We start from the raw sequence: 16,599 nt of genomic DNA, 5'->3' as shown, positions 1-16,599 counted from the left end.
ACCACCGCGCGACGACAGGACGAATCACCCGCGAGAGAGACAGAGGCGGAAGAGGCCATGACCGCAACCGGCACCGAGCGAGCACTCCTGCCCACCGCGACCGGTGCCGAGAGCCTCGCCGCGCTGCGCACGATGCTGCGCGGCCACGGTGTCCTCGCGGTGGTCGCGTTCGCCGTCCTCGTCGCGGGAACCGGCATCGGCCTGCTGACGGCCCCCCTGCTCGGGCACATCGTCGACCTGGTCGTGGAGAAGCGCGGGTCGCAGGCGCTGACGGTCCCGCTGGTCCTGCTGATCGTGGTCGCACTGACGCGCGGCGCGGCCGGCGCACTCGGCAGCGCGCTCGTGGCCCGCCTCGGCGAGACCGTGCTCGCGACGCTGCGGGAGCGGTTCATCGAACGGGCGCTGCGGCTCCCGCTCGAACGCGTCGAGGCCGCCGGCTCGGGCGACCTGGTCTCCCGGGTCACCAGCGACGTCTCCGTGATCGCGAAGTCGGTGCGCCAGGCGCTGCCGGAGTTCTCCCGCTCCGCCCTCACCATCGTCCTCACCCTCGTCGGCCTCGCCGTGCTCGACTGGAGGTTCCTGCCGGCCGCGCTGCTCGCCATGCCGGTGCAGGTGCTCTCCGTACGCTGGTATCTGCGCCGCGCCGCCCTCGTGTACGCCGAACACCGCGTCGCCACCGGGGCGTTGCAGCACCAGCTGCTCGACAGTGTCGGCGGGGTGCGGACCGTCCGCGCCTTCCGGCTGAGCGACAGCCACACGGGCCTCCTCGAGGAGCGGTCGAGCGCCGCGCGCGACCTCGCGCTGCGCGGCATCCACATCGTCACCGGGTTCTTCTCGCGGCTGAACCTGGCGGAGTTCATCGGACTGGCGGCGGTCCTGGCCACCGGATTCGTACTCGTGGACAACCGCTCGGTGAGCATCGGTACGGCGACGGCCGCCGCGCTGTACTTCCACAGCCTCTTCAACCCGGTCAACGCCGCGCTGTTCCTCCTCGACGACGCGCAGTCCGCGGGCGCCAGCTTCGCCCGTCTCGTCGGGGTCTCGAACCTCCCGGCGGAGCACGCGCCGCAGCGGCCCGGCACACCGGTGGACGGCTCGGTCAAGGTCAGCGCCCTCAACCACTCCTACGTCCCCGGACACCTCGTGCTCCGCGACGTCGACCTCGATGTGCGCAGCGGCGAACGCGTCGCGCTCGTGGGCGCGAGCGGGGCGGGCAAGACCACCCTGGCCAAGCTCGTCGCGGGTGTCCACGAGCCGGACGGCGGGTCGATCTCGCTGGGCGGGGTGGAGACGCGGGAGCTGGGTCCCGAGGGCGTACGGCGTGCGGTGACGCTGATCAGCCAGGAGGTCCATGTGTTCGCCGGCCCGCTCGCCGAGGATCTGCGACTGGCCAGGCCGGACGCCACCGACGACGATCTGCGGTCGGCGCTGGACCGGGTCGGCGCCCTGGAGTGGGCCGGGGCGCTTCCCGACGGCCTCGCGACCGTCGTGGGCGAGGGCGGGCACCAGTTGACGGTGAGCCAGGCCCAGCATCTGGCCCTGGCGCGCCTCGTGCTCGCCGACCCGCCGATCGCCATCCTCGACGAGGCCACCGCCGACGCGGGCAGCGCGGGCGCCCGGGTCCTGGAGACCGCCGCGCTGAAGGCGCTGGAGGGCCGTACGGGCCTGGTGGTGGCCCACCGGCTCCCCCAGGCGGCCACCGCGGACCGCGTGGTCGTCCTGGACGACGGCCGGGTGGTGGAGACCGGCACCCACGAGGAGCTGGTGGCGGCCGGCGGCCGCTACGCGTCACTCTGGGCCGCCTGGTCGAACAGCCGGCAGGAGTCGGCGGAGCAGGGCGCCGCTACGGGGTGACGGCGGGGCGCGCGGAACGCCGTCACGGAACGAAGCCACCCGCGGGGAAGTCTCCCCGCGGGCGGCTTCGTTCGTTCCGACCGCATGCGACGGCGATCCGACCTCCCACCGACTCTCGCCGATGGCCCCGCCACATGGACGCACGAGACCGCTGTCCTCGGGCTGCGCTCTCCCGGGGACGGCGGACTCGTATCTCGCCGGCTCCGCGTCAGCCCTGCTGGGCCACGAGGCTCGCCGGGCGGAGGTCGGTCCAGTGGGTCTCGACGTAGGCGGTGCACGCCTCACGCGTGTCCTCGCCGAACACGGTCCGCCAACCGGCCGGCACCTCCGCGAAGGAAGGCCACAGCGAGTGCTGGTTCTCGTCGTTCACGAGGACCAGGAAGCGGCCCTGCGGGTCCTCGAACGGGTTGGTGCTCATGCGTTGTCACTCCTTGTGGACATGGCGGTGAACAGCTCCGAGAGCGGCTGTCCGGGGTCGGCTGCCACGGTGCGCAGCAGCCTCTGAAGTTCGTCGGCGAGCCGTCGTGCCTTGGCCGTGCCGAGCAGGTCGGTCGCGTGGATCAGGCCGCAGTGGACCGGCCCGTCACCCTGCGGCTCGTAGAAGCTGAGGGTCAGCCGCGCCCTGGTCGAGCCGGTCGGTACGGCGTCGAGGGAACCGACACCGCCCTCCAGCTGCTCCAGGTCGGCCTGTTCATGGTGGATCACCATGACCTGCGGGCCCTCCTGTGGCAGTCCGGTCGCCCGGACGACCTCCTCGAACGGGACTTCCTGCCGGTCGAGGGCGCCGAGGGTGGTCTCCCGTACCCGGGACAGCAGCTCCGCGAAGGTCGGGTCGCCGGAGGTGTCGGTGCGCAGCACGACCGTGTTGAAGAAGCAGCCGACGAGATCGGCCAGCCGGTCGTCCGTACGGCCGGCGACCATCGTGCCGATGGGCAGGTCCGTGCCCGCGCCGTGGGCGGTGAGCAGCGCCGCCAGGGCGGAGTGCAGCACCATGAACATGCTGGTGCCGGTCGCCCGGGCCAGGTCGTCCACGGCAGCGTGCAGCCGCTCGTCCAGGACGAAGCCCACGTGGTCCGCGCCGGGGGAGGTCGAGCGCGGTCCGTCCGCCGGGAGGGCCAGCTCGGCCGGTACGTCCTTCAACGTCTCGCGCCAGTAGGCGAGTTGGCGGGCTCCCCTGCTGTCCGGGTCGTCCGGGTCGCCCAGGACCTCCAGGGCCCACACGGCGTAGTCCCCGTACGAGACGGGCAGCGGCCGCCACTCCGGCGCCCTGCCTTCCGTGCGCGCCGCGTAGGCAGTCGTCAGGTCACGGAAGAGGGGCACCACGGACCATTCGTCCACCGTGAGGTAGTGCATGGTCAGCAGCAGCGCCTGCTCGCCCGTGGCCGCCGTCAGCAGACGGGCCGTGAACGGTGCGGCGTGCTCCGGCTCCGGGGACCCGGCCGCCCGCTCGGTCAGCCGCGCCTCCAGGTCCGCGCACTCCTCCAGGAGCAGCGTCGGGGGCCGGCCGGTCCGGTGGTGCAGCACGCCGTCCTGCTCCGCGAACGCCGTCCGCAGGGGCTCGTGACGGCCCGCCACGTCGGTGAGGGCCGCGGACAGGGCGTCCGCGTCCAGACCGCCGGGCGAGCGCAGCACGAGGGCGTGGTCGAAGCGGGGGGTACGGCCGTAGGCGTCCCACTGCCAGCGCTGGACGGGGGCGGCGAGGAGCGGCTCCTGACGGTCCGCGACCGGGCGCAGCGCCGGGCGGGCCCTGGACGCGCCCTTGAGCTTGCCCTCGATCCCGGCGACGGTCAGCGCGTCGAAGACGTCCCGGATGCTCAGCTCGACGCCGAACTCGGCACGGATCCGGCCCAGGAGCCGCATCGACGCCATGGAGTGGCCGCCGAGCGCGAAGAAGTTGTCGTGGACGCCGACCTTCTCCAGCTTGAGGATCTCGCCGAACAGCGTGGCGAGCCTGGTCTGCGTCTCGTTGGCGGGCAGCGCGTCGCCGGTCATCGCGGCCCAGTCGGCGACGGGCAGCGCCTTGCGGTCCAGTTTGCCGTTGGGGGTCAGCGGCAGCGGGCCGTCGAGCGCCACGACGAGCGCCGGGACCATGTACTCGGGCAGCTGCCCGGCCACATGGGCGCGCAGCTCCTGCGGGTCCAGCTCCACGGACTCCCCCGCCTCGGGGACGGCGTAGCCGACGAGGCGGACGATGTCGCCGTCCCTGTCGGGGAGCACGGCGGCCTGGGCGACCGCAGGGTGCCCGGCGAGGGCCGCCTCGATCTCGCCCAGTTCGATGCGGAAGCCGCGGACCTTCACCTGGGTGTCGACGCGCCCGAGGAAGTCGAGGTTGCCGTCCGCGCGCCAGCGGGCGCGGTCACCGGTGCGGTACATCCGGCTGCCGGGCGGGCCGTACGGGTCGGCGACGAACCGCTCGGAGGTCAGGGCGTGCTTGCCGAGGTAGCCGCGGGCGAGGCCGCGTCCGGAGACGTACAGCTCGCCGACGACACCCGGCGGGACGGGCCGCAGGTGGTCGTCCAGGACATAGGCGCGGGTGTTGGGGTCGGGCCGGCCGATGGGCACCCTGCCGGCGGGGCGGCCCGCGTGCTCGCGCGAGGGCCACAGCGTGGAGTTGACCGTCGCCTCGGTGAGTCCGTAGGCGCAGATCAGGTGGGCCGTGGCACCGAACCGCTCGAAGACGTCCGGCGGCACCGTCTCCGTGCCGACCAGGACGGTCGATCCCTCGGGCAGCTCGCAGCCGGGCGGCAGGGCCGACACCAGCGACGGCGGCAGGATCATGTGGGTGATCCGCTGCACGGCGAGGAAGTCGGTGAGCGCCGGTCCGGCGACCCGTGCCTCGTCGGTGATGAGGACGAGCCGACCGCCGTGGCAGAGCGCCATGGACAGTTCGAACGCGAAGACGTCGAAGCCGATCGAGGCGAACTGCAGGACATGGCTGTCGCTCTCCAGGTCCATCCGGTCCACGGCGGTGGCGACCAGGCTGGAGATGCCCTCGTGCGGGACGACGACGCCCTTGGGCCGGCCGGTGGAGCCCGAGGTGTAGATGACGTACGCGGCCTGGTCCAGGAGGACCGGCTTCCCGTCGAGCGCGGTCTCCGGCAGGTTCTCCAGCTCGGCGGCCACGGAAGGCTCGTCGAGCAGCACCACCGGTACGCCGGCGACCTCGGGGATCTTGCCCGCGACCGGCTCGGTGCCGACCACGAGCGCCGCCCGGGAGTCCTCGATCATGTAGGCGAGGCGGTCGGCCGGGTGGACGAGATCGAGCGGCAGGAACGCGGCGCCGAGCTTCAGCGCGGCGAGCACCGTGGCGACCATGTCGACCGAGCGGGGCACGGCCACGCCGACCACGCTCTCGGCGCCGGCACCGCGCGCCGCGAGGAGCCGGGCGAGGCGGTTGGCGCGGGCGTCGAGCTCCGCGTACGTCACCGACCGGTCGCGGTCGACGACGGCGACCGCGTCGGGGCGCTCGGCGAGCCGCTGCGCGAACAGGGCCGGGAAGGAATCCTCGTCGACCTCGCGGGCCGTGTCGTTGAAGCCCTCCAGGACCAGCTGCCGCTCGCCGTCGCCGAGGATCTCCGCCGTCGAGACGGGCTGCTCGGGTGCGGCGACGAGGGCCGCGGCGAGACTCCGGAGGCGGTCGCCGAGACGCTCGGCGGTCGCGTGGTCGAACAGCTCCGTGGCGAACTCCAGGCGGCAGCCCAGGGAGCCGGAGCCGCCGTCGGCCGAGGTGGTCTCGGTGAAGCTGAACACCAGGTCGAACTTGGCCGAGTGGATGCGGAACGGCACGTAGTCGGCGTGGAGGCCGGGCAGTTCCAGCGCGTCGCCGGTACGGGCGTGGTAGCCGACCATCACCTGGAACAGCGGGTTGCGGGAGAGGGAGCGGGTGGGGTGGAGCTTCTCCACCACGGACTCGAACGGCACGTCCGCGTGCGAGAACGCGGCCAGGTCGGTCTCCCGGACCCGGGCGAGCAGTTCGGTGAAGCTCGGGTCGCCGCTCAGATCGGTGCGCAGCACGAGCGTGTTGACGAAAAACCCGACCAGGTCGTCGAGCGCCTCGTCGCCGCGCCCCGCGATGGGCGAACCGAGGGGGATGTCCGTCCCGGCGCCCATGCGGTGGAGCAGGGCGGCCACGGCCGCGTGCACCACCATGAACATGCTGGCGCCGGTCTCGCGGGCGAGCCGCTTCAAGCCCTCGTGGACGTCGGCGTCGAACGCGATGTCCAGTTCGGCGCCGGAGAAGGCCGGCCGGGCCGGGCGGGGCCGGTCCGTCGGCAGTTCCAGCTCCTCGGGCGCGCCGTCCAGGGTCGTGCGCCAGTACTCCAGTTGCCGGGCGGCGAGGCTGTCCGCATCGGCCGGGTCGCCGAGCAGCCGCTGCTGCCACAGGGCGTAGTCGGCGTACTGGACGGGCAGCGGCTCCCAGTCCGGTGCCGTGCCGGAGACGCGGGCGGCGTAGGCGGTGGCCAGGTCGCGGAGGAAGGGGCGGTCCGACCACTCGTCGGTGGTGATGTGGTGCAGCAGCAGGACGACGACGTGGTCCTCGGGCGCCAGCTCGACGACCGTGGCACGCAGCGGAAGCTCGGCGGCGAGGTCGAACGGCCTGTTGACGGCGGCCTCGACGAGCGCGGGCAGCTGGTCCTCGGTGGCGTGCAGCCGCTCCACCACGGGCCGTGCCTCGTCGGCGGGCAGCACGCGCTGGACGGCCTGGCCGTCGGGCTCCACGAACACCGTCCGCAGGGCTTCGTGCCGGGCCGTCACGTCGGCGAGGGCGGCCCCCCACGCCTCGACGTCGAGGGCCCCACGCAACCGCATGACCAGCGGGAAGTTGTACGCGGCCGAAGTGCATTCGATCTGCTGGATGACCCACAGTCGCTGCTGGGCGTGGGACAGCGGCAGCTCGTCGGGCCGCTCCCCCGCCGTCAGTGCGGGGCGAGCGGCGCCGTGGGAGGCGGACGCGCGCTCCACGAGTTCGGCGACTGTGGGTGCCTCGAACAGGTCACGGATGGCGAGTTCGGCGTCGAGGGCGGTGCGGGCGCGGCTGACGAGGCGGGTGGCGAGCAGCGAGTGGCCGCCGAGCTCGAAGAAGTCGCCGTCGATGCCGACGCTGCCCTCCGCGAGGCCCAGGACCTCCGCGAAGAGGGCGCAGAGCGTCTCCTCGCGCGGGGTGCGGGGTGGGCGGCTGGTGCCGGTGCCGCCGAATTCGGGGGCGGGCAGGGCCTTGACGTCGAGCTTGCCGTTGACGGTGATCGGGAGCGTGTCCACGGCGACGAGCGCGGTGGGGACCATGTAGTCGGGCAGGCCGGCCTTCAGATGCTCGCGCAGCCGATGGATCAGGGCGTCGTCCGCCTCCGTGCCGTCCTCCGGGGCGAAGTAGCCGACCAGGCGCTTCGTCCCGGTGCTCTCGTTCACGACGACCGCCGCGTGGGCGACGTCGGGATGGGCGGACAGGGCGGAGGAGATCTCGCCCAGCTCGATGCGGTAGCCGCGGATCTTGACCTGGTCGTCGGTGCGGCCGAGGAAGTCGAGGAGGCCGTCGGGGCGCTGCCGTACGAGGTCTCCGGTGCGGTACATCCGCTCACCGGGCTCGCCGAAGGGGTCGGCGACGAAGCGCTCGGCGGTCAGACCGGGGCGGTCGTGGTAGCCGCGGGCCAGGCCGGTGCCGGCGATGTACAGCTCGCCGGGGCAGCCGGGCGGGACCGGCCGCAGCATGGCGTCCAGGATGTGGGCGCGGGTGTTGCGGATGGGGATGCCGACCGTGGGGGTCGCGCTGTCGGTGGTGGAGCCGCCGAGGGTGTTGATCGTGTACTCCGTGGGGCCGTACAGGTTGTAGCCGTAGGTGCCCTCGGTGCGGCGCAGTCGCGTCCACACCGTGTCCGAGACGGCCTCGCCGCCGAGCAGGACGAGCGCGGGGCGGTGCTTCCCGGTCGTGTCGTCCCGGTCCAGCAGGCCCTCCTCGATGAGGAGTTGGGCGTAGGTGGGCGTCACGTTGACCACGTCGACGCGGTGCCGGTCACAGTAGGCGACCAGCGCTTCGGCGTCGCGGCGCAGTTCCTCGTCGCAGACGTGGACCTCGTGGCCCTCGACGAGCCAGAGCAGCTCCTCCCAGGACATGTCGAAGGCGAAGGAGACGGTGTGCGCGATGCGCAGTCGCCGCCCGCCCGCCGAGGCGATGGCCGGGTCGAAGATCTCCCTCTGGTGGTTGAGCTGCATGTTCGTCAGGCCCCGGTAGGGGGTGACGACGCCCTTGGGGCGGCCGGTCGAGCCGGAGGTGTAGATGATGTAGGCCGGGTGCTCGAGGCGGTCGGTCACGTCGTGGGCGAAGGCGGGCCGTTCGGCGTCGGTGATCCCGCTGCCGGAGAGGGCGGCCAGTTCGGCGGCCACGGCCTCGTCGTCCAGGAGGAGTTCGGGGGCGACCGGGCCGGTGTCGCCGCGCAGGCTCGGGGCGACGGCGGTCGTGGACACCAGGCACAGCGGTCCGGTGTCCTGGGCCATCAGCCGCAGCCGGTCGGCGGGGTGGTCGAGGTCGAGCGGCAGATAGGCGGCGCCGGTGCGCAGCACGGCGAACAGGGCGGCGACCATGTCGATGGAGCGGGGCAGGGCGAGTGCGACGGCCTTCTCGGGTCCCGCGCCGCGAGCCAGCAGGAGCCGGGCGATCCGGTTGATGTGCTCGTCCAGTTCGGCGTACGTCAGAGCACGCTCGCCGAAGACCAGCGCCACCGCGTCGGGGGTGCGGGCGACCTGGTCGGCGAGCATGTCGGCGACGGTCTCGTTCGGTACGGGCTCGCGGCCCCCCTCCCAGCCGGCGCGCAGCGCGGCACGCTCGGCGGGCAGCAGCAGGTCGACGTCGACGGTCCGGGCGTTGGCGGCGGACGCGCCGTCCAGGGTCTCGGCGAGCCGCCCGAGGACGGTCGTGAACCGTCCGAGGATCGCGGTGGCGTCCTCCGTGTCGAACAGGTCGGGGCGGGCCGCCAGCGTGACCCTCAGCCGGGTCTCGGGCGTCACGATCAGGGTGAGCGGGAAGTGGGTGCCGTCCACGTTCGACACGTCGGTGATCCCGTGCCGCTGCCGGAGCGTCGCGGCCCGGTCCTCGCCGTCGGCCGAGCGGAGCACGAACAGGGTGTCGAACAGACGGCGGTGACCGGTCTCCTGCTGGAGGGTTCCGAGACCGACGTACTCGTACGGCATGACGTCGGCGCGCTCGGTCTGCATCCGCCGCAGCAGGTCGAGCAGCGGCTCGTCCGGGGCGAACGCGACGCGTGCCGGGATCGTGTTGAGGAACATGCCGATGATGCCGGCGGCGTTCGGTACGTCCGCGGGCCGTCCGGCGACGGCGGTACCGAAGGCGACGTCGCCGCGGCCGGTCATCGCCGAGAGGACGAGGCCCCAGGCCGCGTTCAGCAGGGTGTTGAGGGTGAGTCCGTGCCGGCGGGCCAGCTGACGCAGCCGGTCGCTGGTGTCCTTCGTGAGTACGTCGTCGAAGTCGACCGGGATGACCGGTCCGGCGTCACGCCCGGTCGGGGCGACCAGGGTCGGCTCGTCGAATCCGGAGAGCGCGCCGCGCCAGGCGTCGAGGGCCTGCGCGGTGTCCTGTTCGTCCAGCCAGGCCAGGTAGTCGCGGTACGAGCCGGGGGCGGGCAGACCGGTGGTGTCGCCGGCCCGCTCGTACAGCGTGAACAGCTCTTCCAGGAACAGCCACGCGGACCAGCCGTCCCACAGAATGAGGTGGTGGGTGACGACGAGGCGGTCACGGCCGTCGCCGAGCCGGATGAGCAGCAGCCGGCACAGCGGAGCCGCGGAGAGGTCGAAGCGCCGACGGCGGTCGACGGCCGACAACTCGTCCACGCGGGCGCGCTGCTCCTCGGCCGACAGGCCGGACACGTCGATCTCGACCAGGGGTATCTCCGCGCCGTCGGCGATGAACTGCACGGGCCGGGGCAGACCGTCGCTGGTGAACCCGGCGCGCAGGCTGGTGTTCCGCTCCAGCAGCGCCCGGCCGGCGGCCCGCAGTCGTTCGGTGTCGAGCCGGTGGTCGAAGTCCAGGGTCTCCTGCGAGAGGTAGACGTCGAGCGCGTCGCCGGCGTCGTACGTGGCGTGGAAGTACATGCCCTCCTGGAGCGGGGAGAGCGGCCAGATATCGGCGACCGGCAGCCCGGCGGCGGCTTCGACGCGCGCGGTCTCCTCCGGCGACAGTTCGAGGCCGCCCAGCGGGCCGGGGGCCTCGGGCCCGGCCGGCGCGCCGGCGGTCAGCTGGGCGAGCAGCGCCTGGAGGGCGGGGTCGACCTGCGCACCGGACTGTGCCTGGGCGGCCAGCATCGCCTGGAGGGCGGCGGCGGCCTGTCCGGCGTCGGCGGCGGAGACGGTGACACCGGTGGCGGGCGTCTCCGCGGTCGGTGCGGTCGGCTCGTCCGGCACGCTCGCGGCCGCCGCGGCGAGCGCGGCGGGCGTGCGGTGCTCGAACACATCGCGCGGGCTGATGGTCAGTCCCCTCTCACGGGCCCGGGTGGCGACGGCTATCGAGGTGAGGCTGTCGCCGCCGAGCATGAAGAAGTCGTCGTCGGCACCGATCCCGGGCAGGCCGAGGACGTCGGTGAAGATCGCGCACAGGGCGCTCTCCCGCTCGTCGCGGGGCGCGCGGCCGCCGGCCACGGGGGCGACGGACGGCGAGGGCAGGGCGTTCTGGTCGAGCTTGCCGCTCGGTGACAGCGGCAGTTCGTCGAGGACCGCGACGGCGCTCGGCACCATCGCCGCGGGCAGCGCCTCGGCGAGCGCCCCGTGGAGGGCGGCGGTGTCCGGAGCGGTGCCGGGGCGGGGAACCGCGTAACCGAGGAGCGCACCGTCGCGGACGATCACGGCGGCTCGGGCGACGCCCGGGAGGGCGGCGAGGGCGCTCTCGATCTCGCCCAGCTCGATCCTGTTGCCACGGATCTTCACCTGCCGGTCGGTGCGCCCGAGGTACTCCACGGCCCCGTCGACACGGCGGCGGACCAGGTCACCGGTGCGGTACATGCGCGCGCCCGGCGCGCCGAACGGGTCCGCGACGAACCGCTCGGCGGTGGTGCCGGCCCTGTCGTGGTAGCCGCGTGCCAGCTGGACCCCGGCGAGGTAGAGCTCGCCCGGCACCCCGTCCGGCACGGGACGCAGGAGAGTGTCCAGCACGTGCAGCCGGGTGTTCCACACCGGCCGGCCGATGGGGACGGCGGGCTCGGTGCCGCCTTCGTACGGGAAGTACGTCACGTCCACGGCCGCTTCGGTGGGCCCGTACAGATTGTGCAGGGGTACGGGGCCTCGCCCGTGGCGGGATGTCAGCTCCGACCAGCGCCGGGCGTCCGGGCCGGTGAGCGCCTCGCCGCTGCAGAAGACGCGGCGCAGGCTCGCCGCCCAGTCCGCGGTGCCCGGACCGGCCTCCATGACCCGGACGAAGGCGGCCAGCATGGACGGGACGAAGTGCGCTGTGGTGATCCGCCGGGTGTGGATCAGCTCGGCCAGGTAGGCGGGGTCGCGGTGGCCGTCGGGTCGGGCGAGGACGACGGTCGCGCCCTCGGTCAGGGCCCAGAAGAACTCCCACACCGAGACGTCGAAGCTGGACGGGGTCTTCTGGAGCACCCGGTCGTCGGCGCCGAGCCCGTACTCGCCCTGCATCCAGGCGAGTCGGTTGACGACGGCCCGGTGGGTGACGGTGACCCCCTTGGGGCGGCCGGTGGAGCCGGAGGTGTAGATCAGATACGCGGGGTGGTCGGGCCCCGCCTGTGCCACGGGCGCGTCGGGCACGTCCGTGTCGGGCTCCACGGCCGTGCCGGCGACGTCCTCCGTGCCGACCAGAACGTGGTGGAGCCCCGGCGCGTCCGGCAGCCGCCGGGCCGCCTCGACGGTGGTCACGACCGTACGCGCCCCTGAGTCGCCGAGCATGAAGGCCACCCGGTCGGCGGGGTAGTCGAGATCCACGGGCAGGTAGGCGGCGCCGGTCTTGACCACCGCGAGCAGCGCGACCATGAGTTCCGCCGAGCGCGGCACGGCGACGGCGACGAACCGTTCGGGGCCCGCACCGCGCGTCCTCAGCCGGCGGGCCAGGGCTTCGGCGCGCCGGTCGAGTTCGGCGTAGGTCAGGGTGGTGTTCTCGAAGACGACGGCCGGTGCGTCGGGGGTCAGCGCCACCTGTGCGGCAAGGAGCGTGGCGAGGGTGGCGTCCGGGTCGGGGAGCGGGTGTCCGGTGGCGTTCAGCTCGGTGAGGCGCTCCCGCTCGCGCTCGGACAGCAGTCCGGTGCGGGCCACACGGCGCTCGGGGTCGTCGGCGAGGGTCCGCAGCAGCGCTTCGAGGCGGTGGGCGAGCACGGCGGCGGAGATCCGGTCGAGCCGGGCGGCGTCGTACGTGAGCCGCAGCGACAGATGTCCCTCGCGCCGCTCGACGATCAGCGCGAGCGGGTAGTGCACGGCGTCGAGCACTTCGGTGCCGGTGACGAGGGGCTCCTCGGCGGCCTGCCCGGCGCCCGTCGGGTAGTTCTCGAAGACCACGAGGGTGTCGAAGAGTTCGCCCGGGCCGTGGCCGGCGATCCGCTGGATGTCGGCGAGACCGAGGTGCTGGTGGTCCAGGAGCGCCGCGTGCTCGTCCTGGATCCGTTGGAGCAGCTCGGCGAGGGACTCCTCGGGCCGCGGGTTCACCCGGGCCGCAACGGTGTTGATGAAGAGGCCCACGGCCGAGTCCAGGCCCTCGACCTCGGTGGTGCGACCGGACACGGTGGTGCCGAAGACGACGTCCTGACTGCCGGTGAGACCGCCGAGCAGCAGGGCCCAGGCTCCGTGGACGACCGTGCTCAGGGTGATGCCGAGGGTGCGGGCGCGCCCGGTCAGTTCGTCGGTGAGGGCTTCGGAGAGCCGGACGTCGACGCGCTCGTGTCCGGTGGGCGTCGGCGTGTCGTCGTTCCGCGCGCCGGCGAGGGCGGGAAGCCGGGTCGGGCCCTCCAGACCGGACAGGGCCTGGCGCCACGCGTCGCGGGCGGCGTCCCTGTCCCGGCCTGCCAGCCACGACAGGTACCCGTACGGGCCGGTGGGCGTCGGGAGGGTCTCGCCCCGGTAGGCGGTGGTGAGTTCCCGCAGCAGGACGGAGACCGACCAGCCGTCGGCGATGATGTGGTGCAGGGTGAGCAGCAGCCGGTGGCGCTGTCCGTCCCGGATCAGCGTGGCCCGCATCAGCGGTGGCCGGGCCAGGTCGAACCGCTCGGAGCGGTCCTGTCGCAGGATGTCCTCCAGGGCGGTCCGCTCGGTGTCGGCCTCGGCCCACGGCAGGGTCACGTGGTCGGCAAGCCGCTGGACGACGTCGCCGCCGGGCAGTTGGCGGAACGAGGCGCGCAGCAGCGGGTGCCGGTCCAGCAGCAGCTGGAGTGCCCGGCGCAGCCGGTCCGGTTCGACGGTGTCCGCGAGGTCGAGGAGTTCCTGGACGACGTAGAGGTCGCCGACCTCCTGGTCGAACGCGGCGTGGAAGAAGAAACCTTCCTGGAGCGGCGAGACGGGCAGGGCGTCCTCGTCGAGCTCCACCTTCCGGGTGGTCGCCGGCGTGGCTTCGGCCGCCGTCCGTTCGGCGGTCCTGGCGAGCGCCGCCACGGTCCGCCGGCGGAACACGTCACGGGGCGTGATCGCGAGTCCGGCGGTGCGGGCGCGGTTGACGAGCTGGATCGCGACGATGCTGTCGCCGCCCAGCTCGAAGAAGCTGTCGTGGACGCCGACCGACGGCAGGTCGAGCACCTCGGCGACGAGCGCGGCGAGCGCGGTCTCGGTGGGCGTCGTGGGCGCGTCGCCCCCGGCCATCGCCGTCCACTGCGGAGCGGGCAGGGCGCGGCTGTCGAGCTTGCCGTTCGGCGTCAGCGGCAGCGGCCCGTCGAGACGGACGAGGGCCGAGGGGATCATGTGGTCCGGGAGGGTCTCCGCGACCTGGGCGCGTGCCCGCGCCACGGCGGCGTCGGGGTCGGCGGCGGTACCGCTCTCGGCGACGAGGTAGGCCACGAGCCGGTTGACGTTCCGGTGGTCCTGGCGGACGAGGACGGCGGCCTGGGCGATGCCGGGGCAGGCCATGAAGGCGCTCTCGATCTCGCCGGGCTCGATCCGGTGCCCTCGGATCTTGAGCTGGCCGTCCGCGCGGCCGAGGAACTCCAGGTTGCCGTCGGCGCCCCAGCGCACCCGGTCGCCCGTCCGGTACATGCGGCTGCCCGGTTCGCCGTACGGGTCGGCGACGAAGCGTTCCGAGGTGAGCGCCTGCCTGCCGAGGTAGCCGCGGGCGAGGCCGCGCCCGGCGACGTACAGCTCGCCTTCGGCGCCCACGGGGACGGGCCGGAGCGCCGAATCGAGCACGTAGGCACGGGTGTTGGGGTCAGGGCGGCCGATGGGGGCCGGTCCCGGGCGGTCCGGTTCGGCGAGCCACAGGGTGGAGTTGACCGTCGCCTCGGTGAGGCCGTAGGCGACCACGACCTGGACCCGTCCGGACCAGCGGGCGATGAGCTCCCCGGGCACCGCCTCGGTGCCCACGACCAGTACCGATCCTTCGGGCAGCTCGCAGTCCCGGGGCAGCGCCGAGACGAGCGAGGGGGGCAGGATCATATGGGTGGCGCGGTGGCGGGCGATGTAGTCGGTGAGGGCCGGTCCTGCGACGCGCCGCTCGGCGGGTACGACGATCACGCGGCCGCCGACGCACAGCGACATGATCAGGTCCCAGACCGTCACGTCGAAGCCCACGGAGGCGAACTGGACGACACGGCTTTCGGGGGTGATGCCGATGCGGTCGGTGGCGGTGGCGATGAGGCTGCCGACGCCGTCGTGCGAGACGACGGCCCCCTTGGGGCGGCCCGTGGAGCCGGAGGTGTAGATGACGTACGCGGCCTGGTCCAGGGCGATGGGCAGGTCGAGGTCCGCGTCACCGAGGCCGGCGCACTCGGCCGTCACGGACGGTTCGTCGAGCAGCAGGTGTGCGACGCCGGGGGCGTCGGGGAGCGTGCCGGACAGCTCGCGCGTGGTGATGACGGTGCGCGCGCCCGCGTCGGTCAGCATGTAGGCGATGCGGTCCTGCGGGTGGTCCGCGTCCAGCGGCAGGTAGGCGGCTCCGGCCTTCATCACCGCCAGCAGGGAGACGACGAGTTCGGGCGAGCGCGGGAGCGCCACGCCGACGACGTCCTCGGTGTGGACTCCGCGGGTGGCGAGGAGGCGGGCCAGCCGGTTGGCGGCCGCGTTCAGCTCGCCGTACGTGAGGTCCCGGTCCTCGTACCCGAGCGCGACGGCGTCGGGCGCCCGCCGCACCTGCCGCTCGAAGGCGGCCGGCCAGGACAGCTCGGGGACCTCGCGCGGTGACACGCCGAACTCGTCGAGGAGTCGGGCGCGCTCCGCGTCAGACGTCAGTTCGATGTGGCCGAGTGGGCGGTCGAGGTCCGAGACGAGGGCGTGCAGGACGGCGAGGAAGCGGTGCTCGTGGTGGCGCAGTGCCTCTTCGTCGCAGACCTCGGCGTCGGCGTCGAAGTAGACACGGATGCCGTTGCCCGGCGCGCGCTCGGCGAAGCTCAGGGCCAGGTCGCTGACCGGGCCGAGCCAGATCGGCGCGAGTTCGGCCTCCTGGCCGGGGAATCGCAGGTCTTCGGCGCGGGGCAGGATGTTGACGGTCGGGCCGACGAGTTCCGGCACTCCGTCCGTCAGTCCCAGCTCCCTGGCCAGGTCTTCGGCGCGGTAGCGCCCGTGGGCGACGGCTTCGGCGATCGCGTGCCGTATCTCGGTCAGGAGCTCGACGCCGGTCGTGCCGGGGGGGACGGAGACGCGCAACGGGACGATGTTGGACACCATCCCGGGGATGGTGGCGGACGCCGTGTCCTCGCGGGCGGCGATCGGCAGGCCGAGCACGAGGTCCTGCTCACCGCTGACGCGGTGCAAGTAGGCGGCGACGGCGGCGATCAGCAGTCGGGAGGTGCGTACACCGGCGGTGTCGGCGGCGGCGTTCAGCCGGTCGGTGGCCTCGGCGGACAGCTCGGTCGTGCGGCGCAGGCGCCGCGTCATGGGCGAGGGCGCCCGCTCGACCAGGCGTACGGGCTGGGGCCGGTCGGCCATGCGGCCCAGCCAGTAGGCACGGTCACGCTCGTGGCGGTCGGAGGCGCGGTAGGCGCGGTCGGCGTCCACCAGGTGGGTCAGGGACCAGTCGCGCGGGGCGGGTGCCTGCTCTTCGGCGGTGTAGAGCTCGCCGGCCCGGCGGGTGATGAGCGCGACGCCCATGCCGTCGGTGACGATGTGGTGGTAGCGCTGGTACCAGGCGACGTGGTCGTCCGCGAGCCGTAGCAGTGCCTGGGCGAAGAGCGGGTCACCGGCGAGGTCGACGGGACGGTCGCGGTCGGCGGTCATCCAGGCGGTGGCGGCGGCTTCGGGATCCGGGGCGCCGCGCAGGTCGACGACGGGGATGTCGACGGGGGCGCGGCGGGGTGTCTGCCGGGGGGTGCCGTCATCGGCGCCGACGCGTACGTGCAGGCATTCGGCCTCCTCGACGGCCGTGCGCACGGAGGCGGTGAGCCGGTCGAGGTCGGTGTCGCCACGCAGGTCGAGGACGAAGACGATGTTGTAGGCGGAGCTGTCGGGTTCGATCTGCTGGGCCAGCCAGATCCCGGACTGCCCACCGGTGAGGGGGATCCCGGAAGCGGCGGACGTCCGGTCCGACTCGACGTCAAACATCGTTCGAAAGGGCCTTTCCCTGGTGGTGCGCCGGTGGTCGGTGCGGGCCCCACCCCGCCGCGG

At 73.5% G+C, this 16,599-nt stretch carries 3 protein-coding genes; 1 reads left to right on the top strand and 2 read right to left on the bottom strand.

All coding sequences use genetic code 11. The annotated features are described in order from the left end of the window. The first annotated feature begins 57 nt into the window (after positions 1–57). Positions 58–1,854, top strand: coding sequence for an ABC transporter ATP-binding protein (locus tag ACFQ7Q_RS06900; protein WP_383550736.1), 1,797 nt, complete (start codon positions 58–60; stop codon positions 1,852–1,854). A 208-nt stretch (positions 1,855–2,062) separates the two neighbouring features. Here the strand turns inward: ACFQ7Q_RS06900 and ACFQ7Q_RS06895 are convergent, their stop codons facing one another. Further along, complete coding sequence (locus ACFQ7Q_RS06895; RefSeq protein ID WP_383550734.1) at positions 2,063–2,272, bottom strand: MbtH family protein; 210 nt, start codon at positions 2,270–2,272, stop codon at positions 2,063–2,065. After that, a complete protein-coding gene (locus ACFQ7Q_RS06890) occupies positions 2,269–16,536 on the bottom strand; it encodes an amino acid adenylation domain-containing protein (RefSeq protein ID WP_383550732.1) in 14,268 nt (4,755 codons plus the stop codon). Before ACFQ7Q_RS06890 ends, ACFQ7Q_RS06895 begins: the two co-directional genes overlap by 4 nt. Positions 16,537–16,599 lie beyond the last annotated feature (63 nt).

It is taken from the genome of Streptomyces sp. NPDC056527 (genome assembly GCF_042794475.1).
Classification (GTDB): Bacteria; Actinomycetota; Actinomycetes; order Streptomycetales; family Streptomycetaceae; genus Streptomyces.
This window is presented reverse-complemented; position numbering and strand designations above follow the sequence as displayed.

What these genes read in the sequence shown, in the direction of transcription:
- ACFQ7Q_RS06900 (WP_383550736.1), top strand. Translation starts at nt 58, where the DNA reads ATGACCGCAACCGGCACCGAGCGAGCACTCCTGCCCACCGCGACCGGT.
- ACFQ7Q_RS06895 (WP_383550734.1), bottom strand. Translation starts at nt 2,272, where the DNA reads ATGAGCACCAACCCGTTCGAGGACCCGCAGGGCCGCTTCCTGGTCCTC.
- ACFQ7Q_RS06890 (WP_383550732.1), bottom strand. Translation starts at nt 16,536, where the DNA reads ATGTTTGACGTCGAGTCGGACCGGACGTCCGCCGCTTCCGGGATCCCC.